Below are 25,961 nucleotides of genomic sequence, written 5' to 3'. Positions count from 1 at the left end.
TCGGTCAGTAGTTTTGCTTATCCTGTCCTATCCTGACCGTTTGCGCAAAATTACCTAGTCAGACGAGGCCTCATCGACGAGCCGGCCCTCGCGCAGCGCGTAGGTACGTTTCACGCGGGGTAGCCACGTGCGGGTTTCACTGCGCTCATGGGCTAAAAACAGGACCGTCCTCCCCTCAAGCCAACGATCGAGTCGCTGAGCGATACGAGCCGCGAGCGGCGCGTCGAGCCCTGAGAAGGGCTCATCCAGAATCACTAGAGGTGCGTCACGCAGCAGGACGCGGGCCAGACCCAACCGACGAACCTGACCACCCGAGACCTGACGGCCGTTTTCCCCCATTGGCGTTTCCAATTGACGAGGCAATGCCGCCACCCAGGCATCCAGCTCGACGATTTCCAGAACGTTCCATAACGCCGCCTCACTGGCCTCGGGAGCGGCCAGGCGCAGGTTATTCGCCAGGCTGTCATCGAACAGTTCGGTGGCTTGGGTCAGGTAACCCACGTGGGAGCGCACTGCATCCAAAGAGAGTTCTCGTAGGTCGATGTCTCCAAGCAATACTGCGCCCTCCTGGGGATCCAGCAATCGAGCAGCAAGCAGGGCTATGCTCGTTTTACCCGCGCCCGATGCGCCTAGCAGGGCGACCCGTTCCCCCGCTTCGGCCTGAAGCGAGATCGAATCCAGTGCCGAGATCGGCGAACCGGGATAACGCAGTGTGACCTCATCGAAACGAAGCGAGAGCGCCCCGCCGGGTAGCGCCCGGGGCCGCTCGGGCTCGACAAGCCGGCTACGGGAACGCCGCAGGGCATTGAGACGCTGTACAGCAGCCTGGGTTGCGCCCAGATGAGTGAAAGCCGACGGCAATCCCACCAGTGCTTCGCCCAGCGCCAGCACGACCAACGCCACCAAGACCATGAGCGGGCCACTCAGCACCCCACCGCGGTAGGCTTGTATTCCCAACCACAGCGCTGCCAGCAGGGCCAAGCCCACGCCCAGGCCAACCAGGGCATTGCCAAATGCCGATCGATACGCCAGCCGACGCTGATCGCAATATAACGACTGGGCATCGTTACTCAGGTCACGACGATGCCACCCCAACGTACCGAAGGCGCGAAGCTCGCCCACCCCCTGAACGTGCTCGATCGTCCGGCTGCGCAAGCGATCGAGGGTTGCAACGCGACGCTGGCTGGCCGGATAGCCCAGATACGCCTGACCTGCTACCGACCAGCCCCAGAGCGCAAGCAACACGAGTCCGACCGACCATCCGCCCGGCATGAGCCACCCGAGCAAGACGCTGACTGCCATGATGGCCAGCAGGGCGACCCCAGGTGGTGCCAGCAGGCGAAGGTAGAGGCTGTCCAAGGTATCGATATCGGCCGTCAGCCGATTGAGCCACTCGCTGGCACGCCGCTGACGAAGTGAGTGTGCATCCAGCCCCGCCAGAATCGAGAAGAGGCGGCCACGCAGATCGGCGAGCAACCGCAATACGCTATCGTGGTTATAGAGACGCTCGAAGTAGCGTGTCGCCGTACGCGAAAGTGCGAAGAAGCGGATACCCCCACCCGGTACGAAGACATCCAGCCCCACTACGGCGCCCGACGCCAACAGCGCGCCCGTTATTGCAGTCGCTGTAATGAACCACCCTGACAGGCCCAGCAGGCCGATGCCCGAGGCTACCGTCCCGAGCATGAGCAGCGCGCCCAGCAACAGGCGCGACCGACGACGGCCCAGCACATGCAGCCAGGGACGCAGTTCGGATACCGCTCCTTTCAATCCCTTGTCGCTCACGGAACCCTCTCCCCAACCTGCCTGCCTTTCTCAAGCGACAGCACACACGAGGCAAGCGACATGACCTCAGGATGGTGCGTGGCGATCATGACGGCGCGTCCTTCCTCGATCAGTCGCTGTAGCCCCTCGATGATGCCCGCTTCGCTAACGGCATCGAGTCTGGCGGTGGGTTCGTCAAGCAGGACCAGGCGGGCCGGGGAAAGGAATACTCGCGCCAAGGCAAGCCGCTGGGCCTGCCCCCCCGACAAGCCGCCCCCGCCCTCGCTCAGCGGCGTATACAGCCCTTGGGGCAGGCTTTCGACGACATCAGCCATGCCGGCAAGAGCCAAAGCATGGCGCATGGAGGATTCGCTAGCCTCGGGTACGGCCAGCCGGAGGTTGTCCGCCAGGCTGCCCTGGATTAGAAAAGGTTGTTGATCCATCCAGGCGAAGGACTGCGTACGATCGACCTGGGTCTCACCTTCCGAAGGTGCGACGAAACCCGCCACCACGTTCAGGAGCGTCGTTTTGCCCGAGCCCGATGGCCCCGTCAGCACCACACACTCTCCCGCTTTCAGGGTCAGCGATAATGGGCCCAGCACACGGCCCCGCTCCGGGTAGTCCACACTGACCTCGCGTAGCCTGCATAGTTCGCCCCGGCCTTCCTGGAAATGGCTCGCATCCGGCGGCGGTATGGCAAGTAATTCCATCAAGCCCTCGGCGGCCCCCAACGCTGCAGCTCGGTCATGGTAATGCTGAGCCAGCGTACGCAAGGGTTGAAAGAAGTCCGGGGCCAACAACAACACGAACAAGCCACTGAACAGGGTCAACTGGGCCGACGGGCCGAAGTCGAAATATCCCAGCAAACCAAAGCCGATATAGATCGCTACCGCTGCGATAGCGACCGAAGCGAAGAATTCGAGCACCGCCGAAGAGAGAAAGGCCAGCCGCAGCGTGCGCATGTTGCGTTGCCGATACTCATCCGCCGCGAGATACACCTCATCGATGCTCCGCTTGGCATGATTGAAAAGCTGAAGGGTGGTGAGGCCGCGTACCCGGTCGAGAAAATGGCCTGCCAAACGCGTGACGGCGGCGAATTGTTCCTGTTGGAGGCGTTCCGCTCCCATGCCAATCAACGCCATGAATAGCGGAATCAAGGGGGCGGATACCAATAGGAAAAGCGCGGCAACCCAGTCGAGCCAGGCGACGACCCCCAGGATGAGGACAGGCAACGCGACACTGAGACGAAGCTGGATCAGGAAGCGGGAAAAATATCCCTCCAATGCCTCCACCTGTTCCATGAGTCGCCCTGCGACCCCCCCGCTATGGTAAGCACGCAAGGTCACCGGCCCCAATCTAGCCAGGTGATCGAGCAACCCGTTGCGGACCCTGTCCCTGACGCGAACGCCTGCCTCGAAACCGGCGATCTCCTGGCCCCACTGCGCCAGGGCACGCACAACCAAGACCACGACAAGACCGAGAAAGGCCCAACCCACCTGCGACTGCCCTGCCCCCTCCACGATGACCTGACTGACGATCCAGGCAAGCAAGCCCATCTGCACGATGGTCAACAGGCCTGCTGCGATCCCGAGCAGTGAGGCCAGCCATAGCCAACCCCGGACACCCTTTGCCAGCTCATTCAGCCAACGCCGCGGTGTGGTGTCTCGCGTATCCTCTCGCTTAGCCACGGGAGATCAATGATACCCCTCGCCAGGACGCACCTTGCCGCGAAACACCCAATACGCCCAACTGGTGTAACCCAGAATGATGGGCAGAACGAACAAGGTGCCTATCAACAGGAACAGCTGCGATTCGGGTGCGGCAGCGGCATCCCACAAGGTGTAATTGGGTGGCACCACATAAGGCCAGCGGCTCACCAGAAGGCCGAGATAGGTAAAGAAGAACATGCCCAGGGTGGCCAGAAAAGGAATCAGCTCGCGACGCGCCCGGAGCGCCCAGAGCAACAACGCCGCACAGAACAATGCCATTGCCGGCAAGATCCAGATGACACGAATATGGCTGAACCAACGCTCCCACACTTCCGGGTCGACATAAGGTGTCCAGAGGCTGACTATCGCAAACACGACCAACACACCGACCAGCAACCTGGGTGCGACACGATAGGCCCACTCCTGAACGGGACCTTCGGTTTTCATGATCACCCAGGTGACGCCCAGTAGCGCCAATCCGGCCATCATGCCCAGCCCGGTCATCACGGTGAACGGGGTGAGCCAATCGAAAGGGCCACCCGAAAATGTGGAACTCTCCGTTTCGAAACCCAGGATATAAGCACCTACCACGGCGCCTTGGGCGAATGCCGCCACCATCGAGCCCCCGGCAAACGCCACGTTCCACAACGGACGCGAGCGGTGAGCCTTGAAGCGTAGCTCAAACGCCACGCCCCTGAAGATCAAACCGGCCACCATCAGGAAGACACCAATGTAGAGCGCAGGCAAGATAACGGTATAAACAAGAGGGAACGCACCCAACAGGGCGGTCCCCGCCAGTACCAGCCACGTCTCGTTGCCGTCCCAGATCGGCGCCCCCGTGTTCATCATTACATCACGGGCCTCCTCATCGGGCGCGAACGGGAAAAGAATCCCCATGCCCAGCACGAAACCATCCAGCACCACGTACATGATGATGCTGAATGCGATGATGATGGCCCAGATGGTCGAGAGTACATACGGATCCATGTGTTACGTCCTCCCTGGAGCTGTGTCGTCGTCGTCGAACGAGACCCGCGAAGCCGACATGGGACGCATGGGACGATGCGACTCGTCGGTTTCTGACGTATCGGCCTCCATGCCCTTTCGAACTACACGCGTCAGGTAGTAGATCCCCGCCCAGAACACCATGGCATAGACGGTCATGTAGCCAATCAGGGTGAACAGGGCCATGCCGCCCGTCAGCGACGGCGTCAGCCCCTCGGACTGGGTCATCATCCCTTGCACCACCCAGGGCGCCCGCCCCGTTTCCGTGGTTATCCATCCGGCCAACAGGGCAATGAAGGGCGTGACACTCATCAGGCGCAGACCCTGCAGGAACGCTCGATTGGTGTAGAGCCGCCCCCCCGGCCTAAGCGCCAACCCCGCCGCCGCAAACAGGATCATCAGGATGCCAAGGCCGACCATGATCCGGAACCCATAGAAGGTGAACCACACGGGGGGCTGCTCGACGCGAGGTATCTCGTCGAGCCCGGGCAATTCGCCATCGGGGTCGTGGGTCAGGATCAGACTCGCCAGCTTGGGAATTCCGATCTCGAATCGGTTGGTCTGGTTTTCCTGATCGGGAATCGCGAATACCAGCAAGGGAACGGAGGATTCGGTTTCCCAGATACCCTCGATTGCTGCGATCTTGCCGGGCTGGTGCTCGAGTGTATTGAGCCCATGGAAATCGCCGATCACGGCCTGAGCCGGGGCCGCAATCAACAATAACCATAGGGTCATCGAAAGGGCCTTGCGGTTGGCCTGCACGTCATGACCGCGAATCAGATACCACGCACTCACCCCAGCCACCACGAAGCCACCGGCCAGGAAGGAGGCCAGCACCATGTGCGCCAGACGATAAGGAAACGATGGATTGAAAATGGCGTCCAGCCAGGAGGTGACATGGTAGACCCCGTCGCGCACCTCGACCCCCGCTGGCGTATGCATCCAGCTGTTGCCGGCCAGGATCCAGAATGACGATATCAATGTCCCTGAGGCGACCATGAGCGCTGCAAACAGATGCACCCCCGGCGACACACGATCACGGCCAAACAGCAGGACCCCCAGAAACCCCGCTTCGAGGAAGAAAGCCGTCAACACCTCGTAACTGAGCATGGGGCCGAAGAAGTTCGCGGTCGCCTGTGAGAAATTGCTCCAATTGGTGCCGAACTGAAAGGCCATGACGATCCCCGAGACGACCCCCATCCCGAACACGACCGCAAATACCTTGGTCCAGAACATGGAGAGCCTTTCCCAAGCCGGATTGCCTGTCGCCACGAACAGGCCCTGCAGCAACGCAACGAAGACAGAAATGCCGATGGAGAAGGCAGGAAAGATCGCGTGAAACGCGACGACGAATGCAAACTGGATTCGCGACAGGATTAGGGGATCAAGCTCCATGACACACTCCCTGATGGGGCCCTGAATTCAATCTTCCTCGAGGTGATGCCATACATAACGAGGCATAACGGGATCCGCCTCCTGCGCGATCCCTACCATTCGGCCCAGCCGAACGTTGACTGCCGGACTGGGCCGAAAGTTATCGATGCCTACGCTTATCGTGATGGCAGGATTCAGCGTAGTCACTCCTGGGCTATCTGTCTCGCCCCGAATCGACAGACCGCTTGATTGACAATAGCTTACGAAGCTCAAGCCGGCATTTTGCCGGCACTGAACCAGGAAATGACAGAGTGTCGTACCCGGCCCTCGGCAGGGCCGGATGACTCAGCTCGCGCGGACGACGGTGGAAACCAGATAGGCGGTATACGCGATGAACATGGCCAGCAGGATGCCACCCTCCCACCGATTGATACGCCCCTGGCGCCCTCGCCATCCGATCGCGAAGAAGGCCAACAGGAGTGTCATCACGGCCATGACCAACCAATCACGCCCCAGGACTTCCCCGCCAACGTCGATAGGACGAATACTGCCGGCCAACCCCACCACGGCCAAGGTGTTGAAGAGGTTGGAGCCCACCACATTGCCGAGCACCAGATCATGCTCACGCCGGCGCAACGCACTTATGGACGAGGCCAACTCAGGCAAGGAGGTGCCTATGGCAACCACCGTGAGGCCGATGATGAGGTCACTGACCCCGAATTGCTGGGCAATCCCCACCGCACCCCAGACGAGTATGCGCGAACTGGCGATCAGCACCGCCAGGCCGATCACGGTCCACAGGATGCCGCGCCCAAGTGACATGGGTTTGACATCGAGGCTTTCGGTGGTCTCGCCTGCGAGGGAGTCGTCTGCCGCGCCTTCCTGCCGGGCACGCCAGATACTGAAGCCGATGAACAGTGCAAGAGCGACCAGTAACACGACGGCTTCACCACGATCGATAGCGCCGTCCCGCAACTGCCAGGCGGCGAGCAAGGTGACGGCACCCAGTACCGGTATTTCCTGGCGCAGCACCTGAGAATGTACGGCCAGCGGCGAGATCAAGGCCACCAGGCCAAGGATCAGGCCGATATTGGTAATATTCGATCCATAGGCATTGCCCAGGGCCAGCCCCGGGTTGCCTTGGGTCGCCGCCAGTGCCGAGACCATCAGCTCGGGAGCCGAGGTGCCGAAGCCGATCACCAACATGCCGATGAGCAAGGGAGACAACCCCAGATATCGCGACGTCGCCGCCGCCCCGCCGACGAAACGCTCGGCGCTCCATACCAGCAGTACCAATCCCACCAAGATGGCGACAACGAACAACAGCATCGACAGGTTTCCTCACTGAGATGATTGGGTCACGTACAGGCCCGGCTTAACGGGCCGCACCGAACGACATTCAAGTCTGCATGTTTGTCTGCAGGCCGACTCGCGGCATAATGACATGCACACGCGGTCCATGCGCAACTATCGGAAGGCTCTTTTGCCAGAACACGAGACACGCCAGTTACACGCAGCTCCGGCCTCCCCCGAGGCACGCACGACACGTCGTCGATTGCGTGCCTGTCACGAGTGCGACTGGGTCTCAGCCTTACCCCCGCTGAGTCCCGGTGAACGTGCCGATTGCCCCCGCTGCGGTCATGCCCTGGCGATTCGCCATCATCGACCTGCCGAGCGCAGCCTGGCACTCGCCATCAGTGCCTTGATCGCACTCTCGCTGGCGGTTTCCTTTCCCTTCGTGAGCTTCGAGTTCGGCGGCGTCGGCAACCGGATCGAGCTGACCCAGACGGCAACGACCATGATCGGGTTTCATGAGCCCATCGTTGCCGTACTCATCGTGCTCACGATTCTAGTACTTCCCGCCGTGTACCTGCTCGGGGTCATATGGCTGCAGTGCGGCTTGCTCAGCCGGGAGCCCCTGCCTTACAGCCGCGGTATTGCCCGCTCGCTCTCGCATATGCACCCCTGGATGATGGCAGATGTCTTCATCGTCGGCGCGTTGGTCAGCCTGATCAAGGTCGCGGACATGGCCAGCATCGGGCTGGGTGCCTCATTCTGGGCATTCTGTGCCTTTGCCTTCCTGCTCTTGTTGACGACGCAATCGCTGGACTCCGACTGGATGTGGTTTTCGTTGAGCGGGGAGCCGCTGGCACCCGAGGGCACACGCACCGGAACGACCGCCGCCCCTCAAGGGCTGGCCGGTTGCCCCACATGCGGCCTGATCAATCGGCTTACCCCCGAGGGCAAGCGTCACTGCCGACGTTGCGGAGAGCATCTGCATGAGCGATTGCCACACAGCCTCCAGCGCACCTGGGCACTGTTGGCAGCCGCCACGGTCATGTATGTGCCTGCCAATATCTACCCCATCATGACCACCACGTCCCTCGGCCAATCGCAGGCCTCGACCATCATAGGCGGCGTCGTCGAGTTGTGGCATATGGGATCCTGGCCCGTGGCCACGGTCATTTTCACGGCGAGCGTCCTGGTGCCGGTCGGCAAGCTCTTCGCCCTGGCCTGGCTATGCCTGATCGTGCCCCGCAGCGACCTCAACGGTAATACCCGCACGCGTCTCTACCGCATGACCGAATTCATCGGTCGCTGGTCAATGGTGGACGTTTTCGTGGTAGCCATATTGGTGGCGCTTATCCGTGCCGATAGTCTGATGTCCATCACACCTGGCCCTGCCGCCGTTGCCTTCGGTAGTGTAGTGGTATTGACCATGCTGGCCGCCATGACCTTCGACCCCCGCCTGATCTGGGACACGCCTCGGGCTCGCCGCGCCAGCCACCTTGGGAACACAGTTTCATGACAGAAGAAAAGGACGCAACGCCGAGCCGCGCCATACGCAAGCCCCAGACCCGGCTTTCACCGATCTGGATCGTTCCTCTGGTGGCCTTGCTGATCGGGTTGTGGCTGGTCTACGACAACCTCACCGGCCGCGGGCCGGAGATCACACTCATCATGGAAAATGCCGAAGGCATCGAGGCCGGCAGTACGTTGATCAAATCGCGCAACGTCCAGGTCGGCCGTGTCGAGGAAGTCCGCCTGTCCGATGACCTCACTCATGCGCGCATCATCGCCCGGATGAGCCCCGATGCCGAGCGCATGCTGGTCGAGGATTCCCGCTTCTGGGTGGTCAAGCCCCGCATCGGGCGCGAAGGGATCAGCGGCTTGAATACCGTGCTCTCAGGGGCATTCATCCAGCTGCAACCCGGCGAGAGCGACGAAGAGCAGCGAGAATTCGAAGTACTGGAACAACCTCCCGTCGCTCCGGCAGGCGCTCAGGGCATGCGCCTCAATCTAGTCAGCGAACTGGGTAATTCCCTGAATGTCGGCGATCCGGTGACCTACCAGGGGTATACGGTGGGGCGTGTCGAAGAGGCCCGCTTCGATGCCGAATCCAAGAACATGCATCATCGCCTGTACATAGAGAGCCCCTACGACTCCCTGATTACCGACAACACACGCTTCTGGTCATCGAGCGGTGTCGATCTGCGCCTGGACTCGGAGGGGTTCCGGGTCAATGTCGAATCCCTTGAATCCCTTATTGGCGGCGGGGTGACCTTCGGTTACCTGGAAGATATTCCTCGAGGTGCGTCAGTAAGCCCTGATACCACGTTCACGCTCTATTCCGATGAAGACAGCGCTCGTCAAGGCACCTTCAACCGCTACCTCGAGTACGTCCTGCTGGTCGATGACACCGTACGGGGACTCTCCCGCGGGGCGCCGGTGGAATTCCGTGGCGTCCGTGTCGGCACGGTCGCTAACGTACCCTGGCGGTTTACCGCGCCCCAGCCCGACTCACGCCAGCGGTTCGCCATCCCGGTTCTGATCCGTATCGAGCCCCAACGGATCGGTTCCGACACGGATCAGGCACCGCTCGATCTTGATGAGTGGGAGGCTCGTTTCAGCCGGATGTTCGATCTCGGGCTACGTGCATCCTTGAAGACCGGCAACCTGCTCACCAGCGCCATGTTTGTCGACCTGAATTTCAACCGCGACCTGGCCAATACCCATACCCCCGAAACCTTCGAGGACGTATCAGTTTTCCCCACCACCTCGGGCGGATTTGCGCAGATCGAGGCTCAGGTGACGTCCCTGCTAACCAAGCTCAACGAGCTGGAGATCGAGCCTCTGCTCAGCAGCCTGGATAGCAATCTGGCCGCGTCGGAAGCCATGCTCGAAGACGTTCGGCAGTTGACCCAGACGTTCGAATCGCTGCTCAACGAACCGGCAACCCGCGATCTGCCGGCCAACCTCAACCAGACACTCAGTGAACTGCGGCGCACATTGGAGGGATTCTCACCCGAATCCGAGGCATACCGAGAATTGACCGCGACCATGGAACGACTGGAAGGTCTGTTGCGCGAGCTGCAACCCGTCGCCCGCACCTTGAGTGAGAAACCAAACGCCCTGATCTTCGATAGTCAGCGTGGGGATGATCCTCAGCCTCAGGCGCCCCGGAACTGACAGGCAGTGACCAAGGATACCTATGACCGTTTATCGTAAAACGTCGAGTTGGAACGATGCCCGCCGGGGGCCTCGCGCCTGGCGCTGGATAGCAGCGATCATGCTGGCCGCGCTATGGCTGGGGGGGTGTGCCTCCAGCGGTTCCAGCACACAGCGCTACACCCTCCCTACCGTCGACGCGACGTCACGCATCATGCCAAACGAGGTCGAACACACCTTGGTGGTCAGGCCCATACGCCTGGCCAATTACCTGGATAGCGAAGGGATCGTCCTGCAACTCGACGACATCACCTTGAATCGGGCGGGTGGCCACCTCTGGGCCGAGTCGCTTGGACGCCAGCTCACGCGAGGCCTGCGCCAGCGCCTGACGACACGTCTCGGCGATACCCGGGTGCTGAGCGATGATGCCAGCCGCGACGCCATGACACTGACGCTCGAGGTAGAACAATTCCAGGGGCATTATGAAGGCACGGCACGTGCTGCAGGGACCTGGCAGCTGCGGGATGCCCAAGGGAGTCTGTTGACCCAGGAGCCATTCCATGCAGAGACGACGCTGGCGGCCGATGGCTACCCTGCCTTGGTGAGGGCACTTGGCGAGAGCTGGAACAAGGTCGCGGACCGGCTGGCCGAGCGCATCGTCGAGCTGCGCTGAGGCCGCATCTTTTGCTGCAGTGCAGGCGGATTTCTGCGATGATGCCCGCTCGTGGCACATCTGGGTCCCCTCTGCCACGCCTGTCATCGCTACTTTTCTTATGTACTCCCCAGGGACTGACATCTCGTTAAACGAGGTGGGTGGGGATGCGTTTGCTCTGGAGTTTGAATGAGCTTTTCCGAACTTGGCCTGCGCGCCGAACTGCTACGTGCGGTCGACGAGCAGGGTTATACCACCCCTACCCCCATTCAGCGCCAGGCCATTCCCGTCGTCCTCGAAGGCGGCGATCTGTTGGCCAGCGCCCAGACCGGTACCGGCAAGACGGCAGGCTTCACCCTGCCGCTGCTGCAGCGCCTTGCCGATGGGCCCCGCCCCAAGGCACGCCAGGTGCGTGCGCTGGTGCTTGCGCCCACCCGTGAGCTGGCAGCGCAAATCGGCGAGAACGTAAGTGCTTACAGCCGCCACCTGCCGCTGACTTCGCGCGTCATCTTTGGTGGCGTAGGCCAGCAGCCCCAGGTCGATGCCATTCGCCCTGGGCTGGATATCCTGATCGCTACACCCGGCCGCCTGCTCGACCTGCAGCAGCAACGCCACGTCGACTTGTCGAAGGTGGAAATCCTGGTACTCGACGAAGCCGATCGAATGCTCGACATGGGCTTCATTCATGACATTCGCAAGGTGCTTCGGTTATTGCCCGAGAAACGCCAGAACCTGTTGTTCTCGGCCACCTTCTCCGATGAGATTCAGGCACTTGCCGACAAGTTGCTCGACAAGCCTGCCATGATCGAAGTCGCGCGCCGCAATACCACCGTCGAGATCATCGACCAGGCAATCTACCGGGTCGACCGCGAGCGCAAGCGCGAATTGCTCGCTCATTTGATCCAGCGGCACGGCTGGCATCAGGTCCTGGTCTTCACCCGTACCAAGCACGGGGCCAACCGGCTGGCGGAGCAGCTGTCGAAGCAGGATATACCGGCCATGGCGATCCATGGCAACAAGAGCCAGTCCGCCAGGACCCGAGCACTGGGCGCCTTCAAGGACGGCTCGCTACAGGTCCTGGTGGCAACAGATATCGCTGCCCGCGGTCTGGATATCAGCGAATTGCCGCATGTAGTCAATTTCGAACTTCCCAATGTCGCCGAAGACTACGTGCACCGCATCGGACGGACCGGCCGTGCCGGGAGCACCGGAGAGGCCGTTTCGCTGGTATGCGTCGACGAGCATGGCCTGCTTGGCGGCATCGAGCGCCTGATCGGCAAAACGCTGGAGAAGCGTATCGAGCCGGGTTACGAACCCGACCCCAACGCCAAGCCTGAGCCTATCGAGAACGGTCGACGTGGTCAGGGGCAGCGTCGCGGGACATCCCAGGGCCGCAATAGCGGTCAGCGCAGCGACAGCGGTGCACGCAGCCAGGCGAACGGTAATCGCAACGAGGGTGAGCAGCGTCGTCGCAGCCGCTCTGGCCGTCGCTCGCAGCGCGCCTGAGTCCAATTGTCACCGACGCTCCCCTGCGAGTAACATACCCCAACAGCAAGAGCCGCCGCCGGCCAAAGAAGCCCTGCCTTGACACAAAGGCACTCAATAAAAAGGCGGCTCGAAACGTAGGGAATTCCCAGGAGCGAGCCGTTACGTGAATATCTCTCAGCCATCCGCCCCCCCCTCCCAGGGGGACGGTTACTGTATTGCCTTGCAGCCAATCTGCGATGAAGAGTACCGGCATATTGCCGATGAACTTCTTTATCGCAATTCTATCGATGCTGAAGATGCCACTTTCGACGATCCGTTAAAGGCAACGGCACGGGCCAGCAGTGTGGCCATCTATGAGATTGGCCTCGATAAACTGATTGGAGAGCGCTCGCTTTTTATCAATGTTTCCCGGGAATGGCTCGAACGTCCTGAACTCCTACCCCTTCCACCCGAACGCGTCGTGATCGAAGTCCTTGAAAGTGTGACGGGAGACGAACGGACACTCGACGCATTGAACGTGATCAAGTCACGGGGCTATCGTATCGCCTTGGATGATTATGCCTTGGATGCGGATAACGCCTCGCTGCTGCAGGTTGCGGACATCATAAAGATCGACCTGTCGGCACCAGTCGATGAGAAATCTCTGGGCGAATATCGTCGCCACGGCTGTACGCTGCTTGCCGAAAAGGTCGAAACACTGGAGGACTTCGAATACGCCAAGCAACTCGGCTTCGAGCTTTACCAGGGGTTCTTCTTTGCCCGGCCGCAGAACTTCGCAACGCCATTGACCCAGCGCCGCAGTAACAACAGCATCCAGATCAAGCTGGTCCGCGAACTCTATCGAGAAGCGGTAAGTCTGGAACGGGTCGCAGACATGATCTCGCAGGATCCGCACCTTTATGTGACGGTCATCAAGCGGGCTAACTCCAGCTATTATCAGGCGGGAGAATCCAATAATCTCAAACGCAGCCTGCAATTACTGGGTCTTAACGAGTTACGCACCCTAGTTGCCACGGTCATGCTTGCCCAGAACGGCCCGGTGTGTCGCTTGACGATGCAGCACGCCCTGACTCGAGCGTTCATGTGCAAGCACCTGGTCGCACCGTTTCGCAATATCGATCCCGAGGACGCCTTTACGACCGGGTTGTTTTCGCTGATGGATGCCATGCTTGGCATCGAGATGGATGATCTTCTCAGAGAGGTCCCACTGAGCGATCAGATATTGCAGGCCTTGAAGTACAACACGGGAACGCTGGGCGCCATCCTGACGCTGGCACGCGACTATCAGGAACTACAATCCGACCCCACCCGGATGAGCCCGGCCAGTGACGAACTGCGCGCCTGTTATCTCAAAGGCGTGGAAGAAACCCAGGCAATGATGAAGCTTATCTAGACGACCCGGGTCGTCGCCCCGCCACTCAATGCTCGACGAGTTTCGCACGTAGCCGGGATACCGCCTGGCTGTGTAGCTGACAGACGCGAGACTCACTGACGCCGAGTACGGCACCGATTTCCTTGAGGTTCAGCTCTTCCTGGTAATAGAGACCCAGCAGCAGTTTCTCCCGCTCGGGCAACTGCTCGATAGCGCCGACCAACCGGTCACGCTGTTCCCCGTCGACTAGGGCAGCGAAAGGATTCAGGGGCGCGTTGTCGTCTGCCATGGGCTCACCGCCCTCGGCAACGATCTCCTCGAACGGCAACAGCTGCCCGCCGTTGGCATCACCGAGAATCTGGAAGTACTCCTCGATGGAGACACCGAGCTCCTCGGCGATCTCCCGCTCTTCGGCAGTGCGCCCAAGCCGCTGTTCGAGTCGGCGCATGGCCTCGTCCAGCGCGCGCGCATTGCGACGCACACTTCGAGGCACCCAATCGCGACTGCGCAGCTCATCGATCATTGCGCCACGAATACGCTGGCTGGCATAGGTCGTGAATGTCGCGCCATGCTTTGTATCGTAGCGTGACAGGCAGTCGAGCAACCCTACCATGCCCGCCTGAATCAGATCGTCGAGTTCCACACTCGCCGGCAACTTGACCTGTAGCGCCAAAGCCTGCCGTCTTACGATCGGTAGATACTGTTCGAGCAATGCGCCCTGGTCGATTCTGCCTTGTGCCGTGTACATCCGTCTTCGCCTCGGAACCCGACTGCGGGTCGAATTGCCGACCCCTTCATGGTCCCCATTATTCCCCATATACGCCAACACCAAGCGATGAATACCCGTTACCCAGTCGGGCTTTTCCAAGCTTAAGCGGCTTTCATGCTAGAGTGATCAATCACTTGGGAGCCAGTACGATGAAATACCGAAACCAGTACCTGCTGATGCGCCACGGTCATAGCCTCGCCAACCAGGAAGGTATCATTGCCAGTGACCCGCGTTCCGCCCTCACCGCTTTTGGCCTGTCTTCCCTTGGTAAAGAGCAGATAAGCGATCAGCTGGATGGCTGGTCATGGCCTACGCCGACCCAGATCTATCATTCCGATTTTCTACGTACCGCCGAAACCGCCGAGCGTGTCGGAGCACACTTCGCGCTGGCGCCCGTGATCGACCCCCAGCTCAGGGAGCGGTACTTTGGCGAATTCGATGGCCTACCCGACGCGCTTTATCACGATGTCTGGCGACTCGATGCCCAGGATCCTTCGCATCAGCGCTTCGAGGTTGAAAGTGTACGCAGCGTCTCACAGCGGATGCATCAGGCGCTGTATCGTCTGGACCAATGCCATGCGGGTGAGACGATACTACTGGTAAGCCATGGGGATCCGTTGCAAATCCTGCTCACGACGCTGGAAGGAAAGGCCCTGTCAGCACACCGTGAACGACCGAGCCTGGCCCCAGCAAGCATCACCGCACTTGGGCTCAGCGATAATCGGTGATGACCTGCAATCCATTGATCTGGACGGCGCGCCCACCTCGCGGCAGGCGGAAAACGAAATGGAGCGGTACGCTTGCCGGCAAGCCCGCCAGTGCTGCGCTTTCACCAAACGATTGAGATAACGGTATACATCGGGACGGATGGCACAACCATACCCCAACCGGCTGCATGGAAGGCGCATCGAAGCGCCAACGCACGCGCTCGATCCTTGCATCAGACGCTAGTGACACACCGGCCGCCAACGGAGAGGAGCGCGTCTCTCGCTCGGGAACCGCAACGCGAACCCCGGGAGCCGAAGCAACCCAACTGCCCTGGGCGGCGTAACCCGGTAATGGCGCCAGTACGGTCAGTACCAAGCTCGCCGCAGCAAAGCGCAGGCACCGAAAATTAATCATGGGAAGGACTCTGGCGCATCAGGGTTCCCTCGAGAATCAGCAATTCGATGCCGAAGCCGCTGGCGGCCTGCTGCAGGTTGTTCAGCAGTCCCATGCGCGATCGGAAGCCGGGATGGAGCACCAGCAGACGCTTGGGCCCCTGACGCCGTTCAAGTTGCTTGAGGGTCTGGTATCCACGCCTGAAACCCGATTCATCGCCATCAACCCATAGCGCCCAGCGCGGCTGCTGGGATGCCAGCACATCCAGATGGGGACTATCGGCTTCGATGAGCACGACACGCCATGCCTCGGGCGAGCCGATCCAGCGCTGCCCCGATGCGTGCCATTTGGCCAGCAACTGTTGGATACGCTCGCGCTGCCCTGCTACGGCGGGACTGCCGACCACCATCATGGTCTGCACTGGCTGAGCGCCCGGTACCGCAGCATCAGCGTTATGTTGCTGCGACCACCGACGCAGACCGGCAGCCTGATCGTTGGATTGCATGTTTCGACCTGCCTCTGCCACGTTCATATCAGCGATCGGCGCTCCCGAACTCGGTGCGTCCGACTTGACGGAACACATCCCGTGCGGAGAACAAGCTCAGCATCGCATCGAGCAACGCCTTGGGCTTGCGCTGAGCCTTGCCCCCTTGCAGGGCATGCAGCTGCGCGCGCACATCCATGGCCCAAGGCTGTTCATCGCGATCCAGACGCTGAGCCACCGCCGAGAGTCCCGATGCCAGCCCAAGGCGCAGCACCGGCTCCTCGACGGGGTGACCGCTTTCTGACAGGTACCGCCAGGCATGACGCGTCAGTCCGGGCAACTCACTATGACCCAGTTCCATGGATAGCATCGCTTGCGCCATCGGCATATCGAGCTCCGACGATAGCCAGAAACGTATCCCCATTGCCTGGCCGGTATCCGCGTCGCTTATCTGGCCAACCCAAGCCTGGCCGGTTGCCGTGTGGCTGGGGCCACGAGGGATGACATCGATATAGTGACAGACCAGGCGGACCACGACCGAACGTCCGCGCCAACGACACTTGAGCGTGGCTGCCGTCTCGCCCGAGGCCGGCAACCGGTTCAAGGCGAGCCGTTCCCCGGCGTAATGAACGCGTTTACCGCCACTGGCAGGCGCCAACCATGGGATCTGCCATGCCCCCAGCCAATCCAGGGCAAGCGCGTCAGGGGCCTGCGCCAGCACGTGCCGGTCGGCCCCCAGTTGATCGCCCGCCCATCCAAGACGCTGGTCCTGTCCCGCGGGGAGCCGATGATGTTGCCAATGGATCCCAAGGGCGAGGCCATTCGAGTCCAGCGCCTGGACGGGGCTGCCCCACTCACAGCCACTGACTTTCTGGGGTCCCCATAACAGGCCCAACCCGCCGTGACGGTCTGAGTGGCGACGTGCCAGCACGTCCGCGCGGTCCTGCCAGGAAGCGATAGAGAGGGCGCGCGACTCCGGCGGCTCGTGAGCCAGGTCCCAGCCCTGCTCGAGCCAGGTGAACCCAGGGATGCCTTCACGCAAGGCCGATAACGCACTGGTCAACGCCCGCCCCTGAGCGAGCAGCCCCAGCGATAGCGTAGCGGGCTGCCTGCCTCTGGAGGGTACGGAGGCCACATCCTCGGCCAAGGGGGCGAAGGGTGACCCACCGGCAATAGCCAGCGCTTGGTCGACGAGGCTTGCAGGATCGGCTCGCCGCAGATCTTCAGGTACCTGTTGTCCGTTCGAGACATAATGCAGACAGAGACCATGACGAATCACGGTATCCAATAACGGCCCCAAACGTGCCGCTTCATCGCTTTTGGTCAGCAGGCAGTCATCGAGACGATTGCCTGCCGATCGCGCCGCGTTGGCATAGGTCGTGACCACGTCTTCCAGGGTATCGCCATGGCTTGCCGCATTGAGAACCAGCATCAGCCGAACGGGGCGCGATTCATCGCCCAGTTGCGCCACCTGGCCGACCAGACGCTGGTCACGCTGACTCATGCCGACGGTATCGATGATCACCAGGCGATGGCCAGCCAGGCGTTCGAGCAGACCGGATAGCGACGCCTCGGCATCCAGCGCATGCACCTCGACTCCCAGCAGCCTGGCATAGATACGCAGTTGTTCGTGTGCCCCGACGCGATAGCTGTCGGTGGTAACCAGCGCCACGCCCTGGCTACCATGCCGCATGACATAGCGTGCCGCCAGCTTGGCCGTGGTCGTGGTCTTGCCCACGCCGGTCGGGCCTACCAATGCGATAACACCGCCGGCATCCAACAGCTCCGATTCCTCCGGTGCCACCCTCAATCGAGCGACCAACTGGCGCACCAGCCAGGCGTCGAGACGTGCTTCGTCGGTATCGGGCGTATCGAGTTCCGTGGGCAGGGTAGCCAAGAGCTCGGCTGCCAGGCGAGAACCGATACCCACCGACCACAGGCGTTGCCGCAATTTGGCCAGTGCGTCGGCGGCTACCGGCTCGGCAGAAGGCGCCTGCCGGTTCAGCAGGGCACGCATGTCGTGCATCTCTCCCAACAAGCGTTCGCTCAAAGCGGCGAAATCCATCGGCCCTGCGGTGCCTGAGACGGGCACCGGTTCAGGCGCACGCGACGGCGACGAGACGGCCGCGGGCGCTGCCTGCGTCAACCGGCCATGCTCCTCATCGGCCATGGCCAGGATCTCGACGCCCTCCTCGGTATGACGATTGGAGAGAATCAGGGCTTCGTCGCCCAACGCAGCACGCACCTGGCGCATTGCATCGCGACTGTTACTGCCTAGGAAACGTTGGACACTCATTGATTGGCACCGACCAGACTGGTGATCCTGAGGGTACGATCATCGGGAATTTCAGCCTGGGACATGACGACCATGTGCCGCAGGCGCCTGCGCAGGAATCGTGACAACAGGGCGCGCAGACTATGCTGCACCACCAGAACCGATGGCTCGCCGCTGGCCTCCTGACGCTGCAATGCCGCATCGGCTTGCTGCATCAGGGTGTCGGCCAACCCCGGTTCAAGCGCCCCGCCGCCATTCATGGCCTGCATCAATACCTGTTCGAGGTTGGCGTCCAAACCGATGACATGCAACTCCTGCTGCGCACCGAACCATTGCTGGGTGATCGCGCGGCCCAGCGAGATGCGGACCACCGCCGTCAGCTCACCGGCATCGCTCTGCTGGCCGGCATGCTCTGCCAGGGTGTCCAGGATCGTGCGCATGTCACGAATGGACACCTCTTCTTCGAGTAGATTCTGCAGGATACGTTGCAGCACGGTGAGCGATACGACCTTGGGCACCGTATCCTCGACCAGCGACTTGTGATCCTCGCCCAGCTTGTCGAGCAACTGCTGGACTTCGGTGCGACCCAGCATCTCTCCAGCATGACGATGCAGGAGGTGATTGAGGTGGGTCGCCACAACCGTACCGGCATCGACCACGGTATAGCCGTAGACCTGGGCGTGCTCTCGCTGGCCGGTATCGATCCATACCGCCGGTAGGCCGAAGGCCGGATCCTGGGTGGGCACGCCATCCAGGCTGCCGGAGACCTGGCCGGGATCGATCGCCAGCCACTTCCCGGGGAAGGCATCCGCACGACCTATCTCGACGCCCTTCAAGGTCAGCACATAGGTGTTGGGACCGAGCTCGAGGTTGTCGCGAATATGCACGACAGGCGGCAGGAAGCCGACATCCTGAGCGAACTTCTTGCGCACGCTCTTGATGCGACCCAACAGCTCCCCCTGTTGGCGTTGATCGACCAGCGGAATCAGGCGATGACCGACCTCCAACCCCAAGGTATCGACCAGCTGGACATCGTCCCAGCTGGCCTCGGGGGCCTCCTGCGTCGGGGGCGGCTCGGCGTTGATTTCCTTCTCCGCCAGCTGGTTTTCTTTCTGGCGCATCAAGTACCAGGCCAGCCCACCGAGAACGGCAGTGAACAGAAGGAATACGAAATTGGGCATGCCGGGCACCATGCCCAGCAGCCCCATGACGCAGGCGGAGAGAATCAAGACCCGGGGATTGACGAACAATTGGCCGATCATCTGCTGACCAACGTCCTGGTCAGTGGTGACGCGGGATACCGTAACGCCGGCCGCGGTCGAGATCACCAGGGCGGGGATCTGAGCCACCAGGCCGTCACCGATGGCGAGCAAGACATACGTGTGCGCCGCCGAGCCGAAGCTCATGCCATGCTGCAGCATGCCGATCATCAGGCCACCGATGATATTGACCACCATGATCACCATGCCGGCCATGGCATCGCCGCGGACGAACTTGCTCGCACCGTCCATGGACCCATAGAAATCGGCTTCCTGGGAGACTTCCTGGCGACGTTGGCGAGCATCGTCTTCACCGATGAGTCCGGCATTGAGATCGGCGTCGATGGCCATCTGCTTGCCGGGCATGGCGTCGAGCATGAAGCGTGCGCCCACCTCGGCGATGCGCCCCGCGCCCTTGGTGATGACCATGAAGTTGATGATGACGAGGATCAGGAAGACCACCAGGCCCACGGCGAAGTTACCGCCTATCAGGAACTGGCCAAAGGCCTCGATGACCTTACCCGCGGCATCGGTACCCTCGTGTCCTTCCATCAACACGACCCGGGTCGAAGCCACGTTCAAGGACAGGCGCAGCAAGGTGGTAAACAGGAGGATGGCCGGAAACGCGGCGAAATCGAGCGGTTTCTGGGTAAACATGCTGACCAGCAGCACCATGATGGCCAATGCGATGTTGAACGTGAAGAACATATCCAGCGCGAACGGCGGCAGCGGCAGGATCATCATCGAGAGGATCATGATGATCAGGATCGGACCCGCCAGTAACTTCATGCGGACATCGGCCATCCAGTCGCGACGGCCCAGGTAATCAGTCAGCGCTCTCATCGAGGCTCCTCTTGTGACTCATCTCCCGACACCGAAGGATCGGCAGGACGGTGATCGTCCAGTTCCTCGGGAACCGGCAATTCTGTGGGCTCGATAGGCATGTCACCGCCTTCTTCTCTCACCCGCTTGAGACGGAACGCCCAGGCCAGTACCTCGGCAACCGCGGTATAGAGTTCCACCGGGATCTCGCGGTCGAGATCGACATGGTGGTAGAGCGCACGCGCCAGGGGAGGCGCTTCCAGGCGCGGAATACGATGCTCATCGCCCAATTCACGAATGCGTGCCGCCACGGCATCGGCCCCCTTGGCCACGACGCGCGGGGCGGACATCTTGCCGTCGTCGTAGGACAGAGCCACGGCATAGTGGGTCGGGTTGGTCACGATGACGTCGGCTTCCGGCACCTTGCTCATCATTCGGTTACGCGCCATGGCCTGTTGCTGAGAGCGGATGCGTCCCTTCACGTGCGGGTCGCCCTCCGACTCCTTGTGCTCGCGCTTGACTTCGTCCTTGCTCATGCGAAGTTTCTTGGTATGGCTCCAGAGCTGATAAGGCACATCGATCAGGATCACGACCAGCAAGGTAAGCACCATCAGTCCGCTGGCCATCGCAGCCAGGCGCATGGCGCTGGCCAGCGCTTGTTGAATCGGTTGATCCATCAGGCCCAGGAAATTGTCGCGATTGGCCATCATGAAGGCCACCGCAACGCTGCCGATAAGCAGAGATTTGGCAATGGCCTTGGCCAGCTCGACCAGTGCCTGGGTGCCGAACATCCGCTTCAACCCCTTGGCAGGGTTGAGCTTGCCGAATTGAGGGGCCAGGGACTTGGCGGAAATCAGCCAGCCGCCGAGCAACGCGGGCGCAACCAGGGCCACCACGGCCAGCAACAGAAACAGAGGGATCATTGCAAATAGGGTACGCTCACCCAGTGTCCAGGCGTGGGTCATCATGGTCATGGGTTCGAAGGCCTGCCGCCGTTCGAAGAGAAACGACTGTTCCATCACCAGGCCCAACTGACCGTAGAGCATGGCTCCCATGGACCACAATCCCACCACGCCTGCCAGCAACAGCATGAACGTGGTCAATTCCCGGGAACGGGCAACCTGGCCATCATCGCGCGCCTTTTGCAGGCGTCGCGGTGTGGGCTCTTCGGTCTTTTCCTGGTCGCTACTCTGATCGGCCATGGCCTGGGGGCATCATCCGGGTCGGGGGGAAACGGGATGCTGGCCATTGTGGTGAAAGGGGCCCAGAGGCGATACGCGAAAAAGCGCGCTAATCGTGCCTTAATTCACGACTACCGCGCATAAGAAATCGGGGAAGGGATACAATCGAGGGATCAGAAACCCAGTTCGTCGAGCAGATCGTCGACCTGGTCCTGAGAGCTGACGACATCCGCACCCTCTGGATTGATTTGAGGACCATTGAGCAGTGACTCTTCGCGCTTCTTGGCGTCAGCCTGCCACTGCCCTTCCGCACGCCGCTGCATGGCATCGCGCTCCTGACCGTCGGCGACACTATCCAGCAGGACCTGCACCAGTTGGTGCTCGATCTCGCGGATCACTTCCATCATCTTCTTGATCACCTGACCGGTCAGATCCTGGAAGTCCTGGGCCATCATGATCTCGAGCAGCTCGGCATTGGTCGCCTGGGTGCTCTTGGGCACCTGGACCAGATAGCTTCGCGTGTCGTCTACCAGGTCCTTGGCTTGGGAAAGCTCGATGGGATCCTCGAACCACTGCTGCCAGCGCTTGTCGAGTGCTTCGGCCTGGCTGCCCAGCTCATCCTGGATGGGCTGAGCGCGATCGATCGCATTGAGCGCTCGGTCGGCAGCCTGTTCGGTCATCGAGGCGACATAGTTGAGACGATCCCGGGCGTCGGGAATCGCCTCGGCCGCCTTCTCGATTTCCTTGTCCAGGCCCAATTCACGCATGTTTTCACGAAGCATGCGTGTCAATTGGCCGATTCGCTGTACCAGATCGTCAGCGCCCTGGGCTGACAACGGTTGCGCTTCACCGATCATGATCGATTCTCCTTGGCTATGCTCACCCAGGGCTTACTTCCCGAGTTTCTCGAAAATCTTGTTGAGTTTTTCTTCCAGGGTGGCAGCCGTGAAGGGTTTGACGACATAACCGTTGGCTCCGGCCTGCGCCGCGGCAATGATGTTCTCTTTCTTGGCCTCGGCAGTCACCATCAGCACAGGTAGATGCTTGAGCGCATCATCGGCGCGAATCTGCTTGAGCATCTCGAGCCCATCCAGATTCGGCATGTTCCAGTCGGAAACCACGAACTCGAAGTTGCCGCTCTTGAGTTTGGAGAGCCCGTCCTGGCCATCCTCGGCCTCTTCCACGTTGGTGAAGCCCAGTTCCTTAAGGAGGCTACGCACGATGCGTCGCATGGTGGGAAAGTCGTCAACCACCAGGATACTCATGTTCTTGTCAGCCATTGCTCTTCCTCGGTACTTCTCGTGTCTGATACGTAGGAGGCCGGTACCAGTCCGGCCGATAAAATGCCTGCATTCACAGGAACGTCACTATGCCTTGCGAGCTTCCTGCCTCCGCCTGAGCCGTGAAAGACGGTGATGGGGACTGCAGGAAACCGTCGGCTTCGAGGTTACTATCGGCAGGTGACGGCAACCCTGAAGGCTTAAACTCGCTGGGCTCGGCCCGAGGCAGCCACCAGGGCCATCAGGCGGGGTGCCACGTCCTCCAGCGAGACCACTTCGCACGCCCCCCCCAAGGCGATGGCCTCTCGGGGCATACCAAAGACCACGCAACTCGCTTCGTCCTGCGCCAGGGTCGTCGCACCGGCTTTGCGCATGCGCAGCAATCCCTGCGCCCCATCACGCCCCATTCCGGTCAGGATGACGCCAATGGCATTACGCCCTGCCTGCTCCGCCGCCGAGTCGAACAGCACGTCGACCGAAGGACGGTGGCGGTTGACCGGAGGTCCGCTATCGAGACGTGCCACATAGTTGGCACCGCTTCGTGCCAGCTTGAGATGGGCATCGCCAGGTGCGATATAGGCATGGCCGGGCAATACACGTTCCCCGTCCTCGGCTTCCTTGACGGTGATGCGGCACAGCTTGTTGAGCCGCTCGGCAAAGGAACGTGTAAAACCACCCGGCATGTGCTGGGCAATCATGATGGCCGGTGCGTTCGCGGGTAACGGCTCGAGTACGGTGCGTATCGCCTCAGTACCCCCCGTCGAGGCACCAATGATCAACAATTTTTCGCTCGATACCAGAGGCGCCTTGAGCGCGACAGGTGCCGGTGTATCGCTGCGCCGCGCCTGGCGCGGGCGCGAGCGTGCCGCGGCGCGGATCTTGTCGGCGATCAGCTCGCTGTAATCGAGCATGCCACTGCGAATGCCCAGTGAAGGCTTGGCCAGGAAATCCACCGCGCCCAGTTCCAGTGCACGCAAGGTGACTTCCGAACCGGCTTGCGTCAACGACGACACCATGAGGACCGGCATCGGACGAAGCCGCATCAGGCGCTCGAGAAAATCCAGGCCATCCATGCGGGGCATCTCGACATCGAGTGTCAGTACATCGGGATTGTGTCGCTTGATCAGATCGCGAGCGACGAGCGGGTCAGGTGCAACAGCCACGACCTCAAGATCGTCATGGGAATTGATGATCTCGGTCATCAAGTCGCGGATCAGGGCCGAGTCATCGACGCATAACACTTTTATCTTGGCTGCACTCAAGACAGACCTCCTTATATGTCAACGCAGCCAAGGGACGGCGTGACGTACATGCTTATAATTAATATCGGCAGCGATAAAGCAGGCTTTAATTGCGCGGCGCAAGAACATAAACCGTTTGCCCGCGGAGTTTGAAGGCCTGGCTGATATACGAAAAGTTTTCAGAATGCCCCGCAAATAGCAGGCCATCTGGCTTCAATAGCGGAGCAAAACGCGACAGGATTCGAGTCTGCGTTTCCTTGTCGAAATAAATCATGACATTGCGACAGAATATCGCATCGAAGGGTCCCTTGATCGACCAACTTGGCGCCAGCAGATTGAGCTGTTCATATTCGACAATGGCTGAAACTTCCGGACGAATCTTCGCAAGGCCTATACGCTCGCCACTGCCCTTGAGGAAGAATCGCCTGATGCGCGACTCGTCGAGTTTACGCACCTGTTCCATAGGGTAAATGCCGGCACGCGCCCGGGTCAGGGCGTCGGTATCGATATCCGTCGACACCACGCGAGCCTCACTGGCACGCGAACCCAGGGTTTCATGCAGGGTCATGGCGATGGAGTAAGGCTCTTCTCCGGTCGATGCAGCGGCACTCCATACCCTGATAGGCCCTGGCTTGTTCGCGATGTGTGAGGCCAACAATGGGAAATGGTGTGCCTCACGAAAAAATGCCGTCAGGTTGGTGGTCAAGGCATTGGTGAATGCTTCCCACTCCTTGGCGGATGCATTGCGCTCGAGGCGTGAAATATACTCGCTGAAGTGGGTCAGGTTGTGATGGCGAAGTCGCTTGGCCAGACGGCTGTAAACCATCTCGCGCTTATGCTCCGCCAACACGATGCCCGCTCGCTCGTATATCAACTGACGGATCCGCGTGAAGTCCACGTCAGTCAAGATCAAGTCACGCTCGAGCATGCTGGACGTCGACCAAGCCTGGCCGGCGTCACTGTCCGACGTCATCTGGCTCAAAATTCTTCCCATTCATCAACGGCCGGCGCCTTGGGTCTTTCAACGGGCCTGCCTGGTTGTGTGTGACGATCCCCCGAGTCAGGATGCGTCTGCTTTCGCTGAGCCACGCGTGGGGCTGTCTCGGTCACGGACGGTGAACCCTCCGCCCGCACCATGCGCTGGACCGTCTCCTGGCCGCTACCCTGCACGCGGAAGGCAGCGATGGCATTGGCCAACATGGAGACTTGCTTCTCGAGTTCCGTGGCCGCACGTGCCGAGGTTTGTACCCGCGCCGCGTTCTGCTGGGTGACTTCATCCATCTGGGCGATGGCCTGGTTGATCTGGGTAATACCCCCACTCTGCTCCTCCGAGGCCGACGTGATCTCCCCCATGATGTCGTTGACCTGGGTCGTCGCCCTGACCACTTCCTCGATGGACGCTTCGGCGCGCTTGACCAGATCCGCGCCCCCCTCGATCTGCTTGGCGGAACCGTCGATCAGCGAACGAATTTCCTTGGCGGCATCGGAACTGCGGCCCGCCAGGTTGCGTACCTCGCCGGCCACGACCGCAAATCCCCGGCCCTGCTCGCCGGCACGGGCAGCCTCGACCGAGGCGTTCAGCGCGAGGATGTTGGTCTGGAAGGCGATCGAATCGATGACGTTGATGATGTCGGTCATCTTGCGTGAGCTCTCAGTGATGCGGCCCATGGTCGATACCACATCGTTCATCAGCTCACCGGTCGCCTGCACCCGGCTGGCATTATCCACGGCCAGGC

Annotated in this window: 22 protein-coding genes; 6 read left to right on the top strand and 16 right to left on the bottom strand. The window is 60.9% G+C overall.

The annotated features are described in order from the left end of the window. Positions 1 to 54: 54 nt before the first annotated feature. The 5 genes from cydC to JH15_RS00085 form a co-directional block, all read right to left on the bottom strand. Complete coding sequence (cydC, locus tag JH15_RS00105) at positions 55 to 1,785, bottom strand: thiol reductant ABC exporter subunit CydC (RefSeq protein ID WP_156105222.1); 1,731 nt, start codon at positions 1,783 to 1,785, stop codon at positions 55 to 57. Further along, positions 1,782 to 3,452, bottom strand: a complete 1,671-nt coding sequence (cydD, locus tag JH15_RS00100) for a thiol reductant ABC exporter subunit CydD (RefSeq protein ID WP_043525812.1) — start codon at positions 3,450 to 3,452, stop codon at positions 1,782 to 1,784. Before cydD ends, cydC begins: the two co-directional genes overlap by 4 nt. Before the next feature lie 6 nt (positions 3,453 to 3,458). Next, entirely contained in the window at positions 3,459 to 4,460 is a 1,002-nt protein-coding gene (gene cydB, locus JH15_RS00095; protein WP_043525810.1) for a cytochrome d ubiquinol oxidase subunit II, read from the bottom strand. A gap of 3 nt (positions 4,461 to 4,463) precedes the next feature. Beyond that, positions 4,464 to 5,873, bottom strand: a complete 1,410-nt coding sequence (locus JH15_RS00090; RefSeq protein ID WP_043525807.1) for a cytochrome ubiquinol oxidase subunit I — start codon at positions 5,871 to 5,873, stop codon at positions 4,464 to 4,466. 324 nt (positions 5,874 to 6,197) lie between these two features. Beyond that, positions 6,198 to 7,181: a calcium/sodium antiporter gene (locus JH15_RS00085; RefSeq protein WP_043525805.1), complete on the bottom strand. Its 984-nt coding sequence runs from the start codon at positions 7,179 to 7,181 to the stop codon at positions 6,198 to 6,200. Between the two features lie 154 nt (positions 7,182 to 7,335). Here JH15_RS00085 and JH15_RS00080 point away from each other — a divergent pair, with 154 nt between their 5' ends. The 5 genes from JH15_RS00080 to JH15_RS00060 all read left to right on the top strand — a co-directional run bounded on the left by JH15_RS00080 (position 7,336) and on the right by JH15_RS00060 (position 13,834). After that, a complete protein-coding gene (locus tag JH15_RS00080) occupies positions 7,336 to 8,661 on the top strand; it encodes a paraquat-inducible protein A (RefSeq protein ID WP_231566347.1) in 1,326 nt (441 codons plus the stop codon). Beyond that, positions 8,658 to 10,322 carry an intermembrane transport protein PqiB gene (gene pqiB, locus JH15_RS00075; RefSeq protein WP_043525799.1) on the top strand — a complete coding sequence of 555 codons (1,665 nt, stop codon included), beginning with the start codon at positions 8,658 to 8,660 and terminating at the stop codon, positions 10,320 to 10,322. The genes JH15_RS00080 and pqiB overlap by 4 nt, the downstream gene beginning before the upstream one ends. A 22-nt stretch (positions 10,323 to 10,344) precedes the next feature. Then, positions 10,345 to 10,974 (top strand): PqiC family protein, encoded by a 630-nt coding sequence (locus tag JH15_RS00070; protein WP_081948784.1) that lies wholly within the window; start codon positions 10,345 to 10,347, stop codon positions 10,972 to 10,974. A gap of 168 nt (positions 10,975 to 11,142) precedes the next feature. Next, positions 11,143 to 12,459 carry a DEAD/DEAH box helicase gene (locus JH15_RS00065; protein ID WP_043525796.1) on the top strand — a complete coding sequence of 439 codons (1,317 nt, stop codon included), beginning with the start codon at positions 11,143 to 11,145 and terminating at the stop codon, positions 12,457 to 12,459. Between the two features lie 145 nt (positions 12,460 to 12,604). Continuing rightward, positions 12,605 to 13,834: an EAL and HDOD domain-containing protein gene (locus JH15_RS00060; RefSeq protein WP_052383816.1), complete on the top strand. Its 1,230-nt coding sequence runs from the start codon at positions 12,605 to 12,607 to the stop codon at positions 13,832 to 13,834. Positions 13,835 to 13,859: 25 nt separating this feature from the next. Here the strand turns inward: JH15_RS00060 and JH15_RS00055 are convergent, their stop codons facing one another. Beyond that, positions 13,860 to 14,561, bottom strand: a complete 702-nt coding sequence (locus tag JH15_RS00055; protein ID WP_043525793.1) for an RNA polymerase sigma factor FliA — start codon at positions 14,559 to 14,561, stop codon at positions 13,860 to 13,862. A gap of 170 nt (positions 14,562 to 14,731) precedes the next feature. Between JH15_RS00055 and JH15_RS00050 the strand changes: the two genes are divergently transcribed. Next, positions 14,732 to 15,310, top strand: a complete 579-nt coding sequence (locus tag JH15_RS00050) for a histidine phosphatase family protein (protein WP_043525791.1) — start codon at positions 14,732 to 14,734, stop codon at positions 15,308 to 15,310. On the opposite strand, the gene JH15_RS17660 is transcribed toward JH15_RS00050, so the two are convergent. From JH15_RS17660 to JH15_RS00005, 10 genes are all read right to left on the bottom strand, one after another. Next, a complete protein-coding gene (locus JH15_RS17660) occupies positions 15,294 to 15,704 on the bottom strand; it encodes a flagellar protein FlhE (RefSeq protein ID WP_081948782.1) in 411 nt (136 codons plus the stop codon). The two genes, JH15_RS00050 and JH15_RS17660, sit on opposite strands and share 17 nt — an antisense overlap. After that, a complete protein-coding gene (locus JH15_RS00045) occupies positions 15,697 to 16,188 on the bottom strand; it encodes a hypothetical protein (RefSeq protein WP_197053261.1) in 492 nt (163 codons plus the stop codon). Before JH15_RS00045 ends, JH15_RS17660 begins: the two co-directional genes overlap by 8 nt. A 28-nt stretch (positions 16,189 to 16,216) precedes the next feature. After that, entirely contained in the window at positions 16,217 to 18,463 is a 2,247-nt protein-coding gene (gene flhF / locus JH15_RS00040) for a flagellar biosynthesis GTPase FlhF (RefSeq protein WP_043525788.1), read from the bottom strand. Continuing rightward, positions 18,460 to 20,544: a flagellar biosynthesis protein FlhA gene (flhA, locus tag JH15_RS00035; protein ID WP_043525785.1), complete on the bottom strand. Its 2,085-nt coding sequence runs from the start codon at positions 20,542 to 20,544 to the stop codon at positions 18,460 to 18,462. The genes flhF and flhA overlap by 4 nt, the downstream gene beginning before the upstream one ends. Continuing rightward, a complete protein-coding gene (gene flhB, locus JH15_RS00030; protein WP_043525782.1) occupies positions 20,541 to 21,725 on the bottom strand; it encodes a flagellar biosynthesis protein FlhB in 1,185 nt (394 codons plus the stop codon). The genes flhA and flhB overlap by 4 nt, the downstream gene beginning before the upstream one ends. A 152-nt stretch (positions 21,726 to 21,877) precedes the next feature. Next, positions 21,878 to 22,561 (bottom strand): protein phosphatase CheZ, encoded by a 684-nt coding sequence (gene cheZ / locus JH15_RS00025; RefSeq protein ID WP_043525779.1) that lies wholly within the window; start codon positions 22,559 to 22,561, stop codon positions 21,878 to 21,880. A 33-nt stretch (positions 22,562 to 22,594) separates the two neighbouring features. After that, positions 22,595 to 22,984 carry a chemotaxis response regulator CheY gene (gene cheY, locus JH15_RS00020; protein WP_043525777.1) on the bottom strand — a complete coding sequence of 130 codons (390 nt, stop codon included), beginning with the start codon at positions 22,982 to 22,984 and terminating at the stop codon, positions 22,595 to 22,597. Between the two features lie 200 nt (positions 22,985 to 23,184). Further along, positions 23,185 to 24,246 carry a protein-glutamate methylesterase/protein-glutamine glutaminase gene (locus tag JH15_RS00015; RefSeq protein WP_043525774.1) on the bottom strand — a complete coding sequence of 354 codons (1,062 nt, stop codon included), beginning with the start codon at positions 24,244 to 24,246 and terminating at the stop codon, positions 23,185 to 23,187. 85 nt (positions 24,247 to 24,331) lie between these two features. Beyond that, positions 24,332 to 25,198: a CheR family methyltransferase gene (locus JH15_RS00010; protein WP_043525771.1), complete on the bottom strand. Its 867-nt coding sequence runs from the start codon at positions 25,196 to 25,198 to the stop codon at positions 24,332 to 24,334. A 5-nt stretch (positions 25,199 to 25,203) separates the two neighbouring features. Then, positions 25,204 to 25,961, bottom strand: a 758-nt coding sequence (locus JH15_RS00005; protein ID WP_043525769.1) for a methyl-accepting chemotaxis protein, incomplete at its 5' end; no start/stop codon positions are given.

Source organism: Litchfieldella xinjiangensis (assembly GCF_000759345.1).
GTDB classification, from domain to species: domain Bacteria; phylum Pseudomonadota; class Gammaproteobacteria; order Pseudomonadales; family Halomonadaceae; genus Litchfieldella_A; species Litchfieldella_A xinjiangensis.
The sequence above is the reverse complement of the archived record's forward strand: the minus strand, read 5'-3'. Positions and strand labels throughout refer to the sequence as shown.

Coding starts and splice junctions, on each gene's coding strand:
- cydB (WP_043525810.1), bottom strand. CDS start 4,460: ATGGATCCGTATGTACTCTCGACCATCTGGGCCATCATCATCGCATTC.
- JH15_RS00090 (WP_043525807.1), bottom strand. CDS start 5,873: ATGGAGCTTGATCCCCTAATCCTGTCGCGAATCCAGTTTGCATTCGTC.
- JH15_RS00085 (WP_043525805.1), bottom strand. CDS start 7,181: ATGCTGTTGTTCGTTGTCGCCATCTTGGTGGGATTGGTACTGCTGGTA.
- pqiB (WP_043525799.1), top strand. CDS start 8,658: ATGACAGAAGAAAAGGACGCAACGCCGAGCCGCGCCATACGCAAGCCC.
- JH15_RS00070 (WP_081948784.1), top strand. CDS start 10,345: ATGACCGTTTATCGTAAAACGTCGAGTTGGAACGATGCCCGCCGGGGG.
- JH15_RS00065 (WP_043525796.1), top strand. CDS start 11,143: ATGAGCTTTTCCGAACTTGGCCTGCGCGCCGAACTGCTACGTGCGGTC.
- JH15_RS00055 (WP_043525793.1), bottom strand. CDS start 14,561: ATGTACACGGCACAAGGCAGAATCGACCAGGGCGCATTGCTCGAACAG.
- JH15_RS00050 (WP_043525791.1), top strand. CDS start 14,732: ATGAAATACCGAAACCAGTACCTGCTGATGCGCCACGGTCATAGCCTC.
- JH15_RS17660 (WP_081948782.1), bottom strand. CDS start 15,704: ATGATTAATTTTCGGTGCCTGCGCTTTGCTGCGGCGAGCTTGGTACTG.
- JH15_RS00045 (WP_197053261.1), bottom strand. CDS start 16,188: ATGCAATCCAACGATCAGGCTGCCGGTCTGCGTCGGTGGTCGCAGCAA.
- flhF (WP_043525788.1), bottom strand. CDS start 18,463: ATGAGTGTCCAACGTTTCCTAGGCAGTAACAGTCGCGATGCAATGCGC.
- flhA (WP_043525785.1), bottom strand. CDS start 20,544: ATGAGAGCGCTGACTGATTACCTGGGCCGTCGCGACTGGATGGCCGAT.
- flhB (WP_043525782.1), bottom strand. CDS start 21,725: ATGGCCGATCAGAGTAGCGACCAGGAAAAGACCGAAGAGCCCACACCG.
- cheZ (WP_043525779.1), bottom strand. CDS start 22,561: ATGATCGGTGAAGCGCAACCGTTGTCAGCCCAGGGCGCTGACGATCTG.
- cheY (WP_043525777.1), bottom strand. CDS start 22,984: ATGGCTGACAAGAACATGAGTATCCTGGTGGTTGACGACTTTCCCACC.
- JH15_RS00010 (WP_043525771.1), bottom strand. CDS start 25,198: ATGACGTCGGACAGTGACGCCGGCCAGGCTTGGTCGACGTCCAGCATG.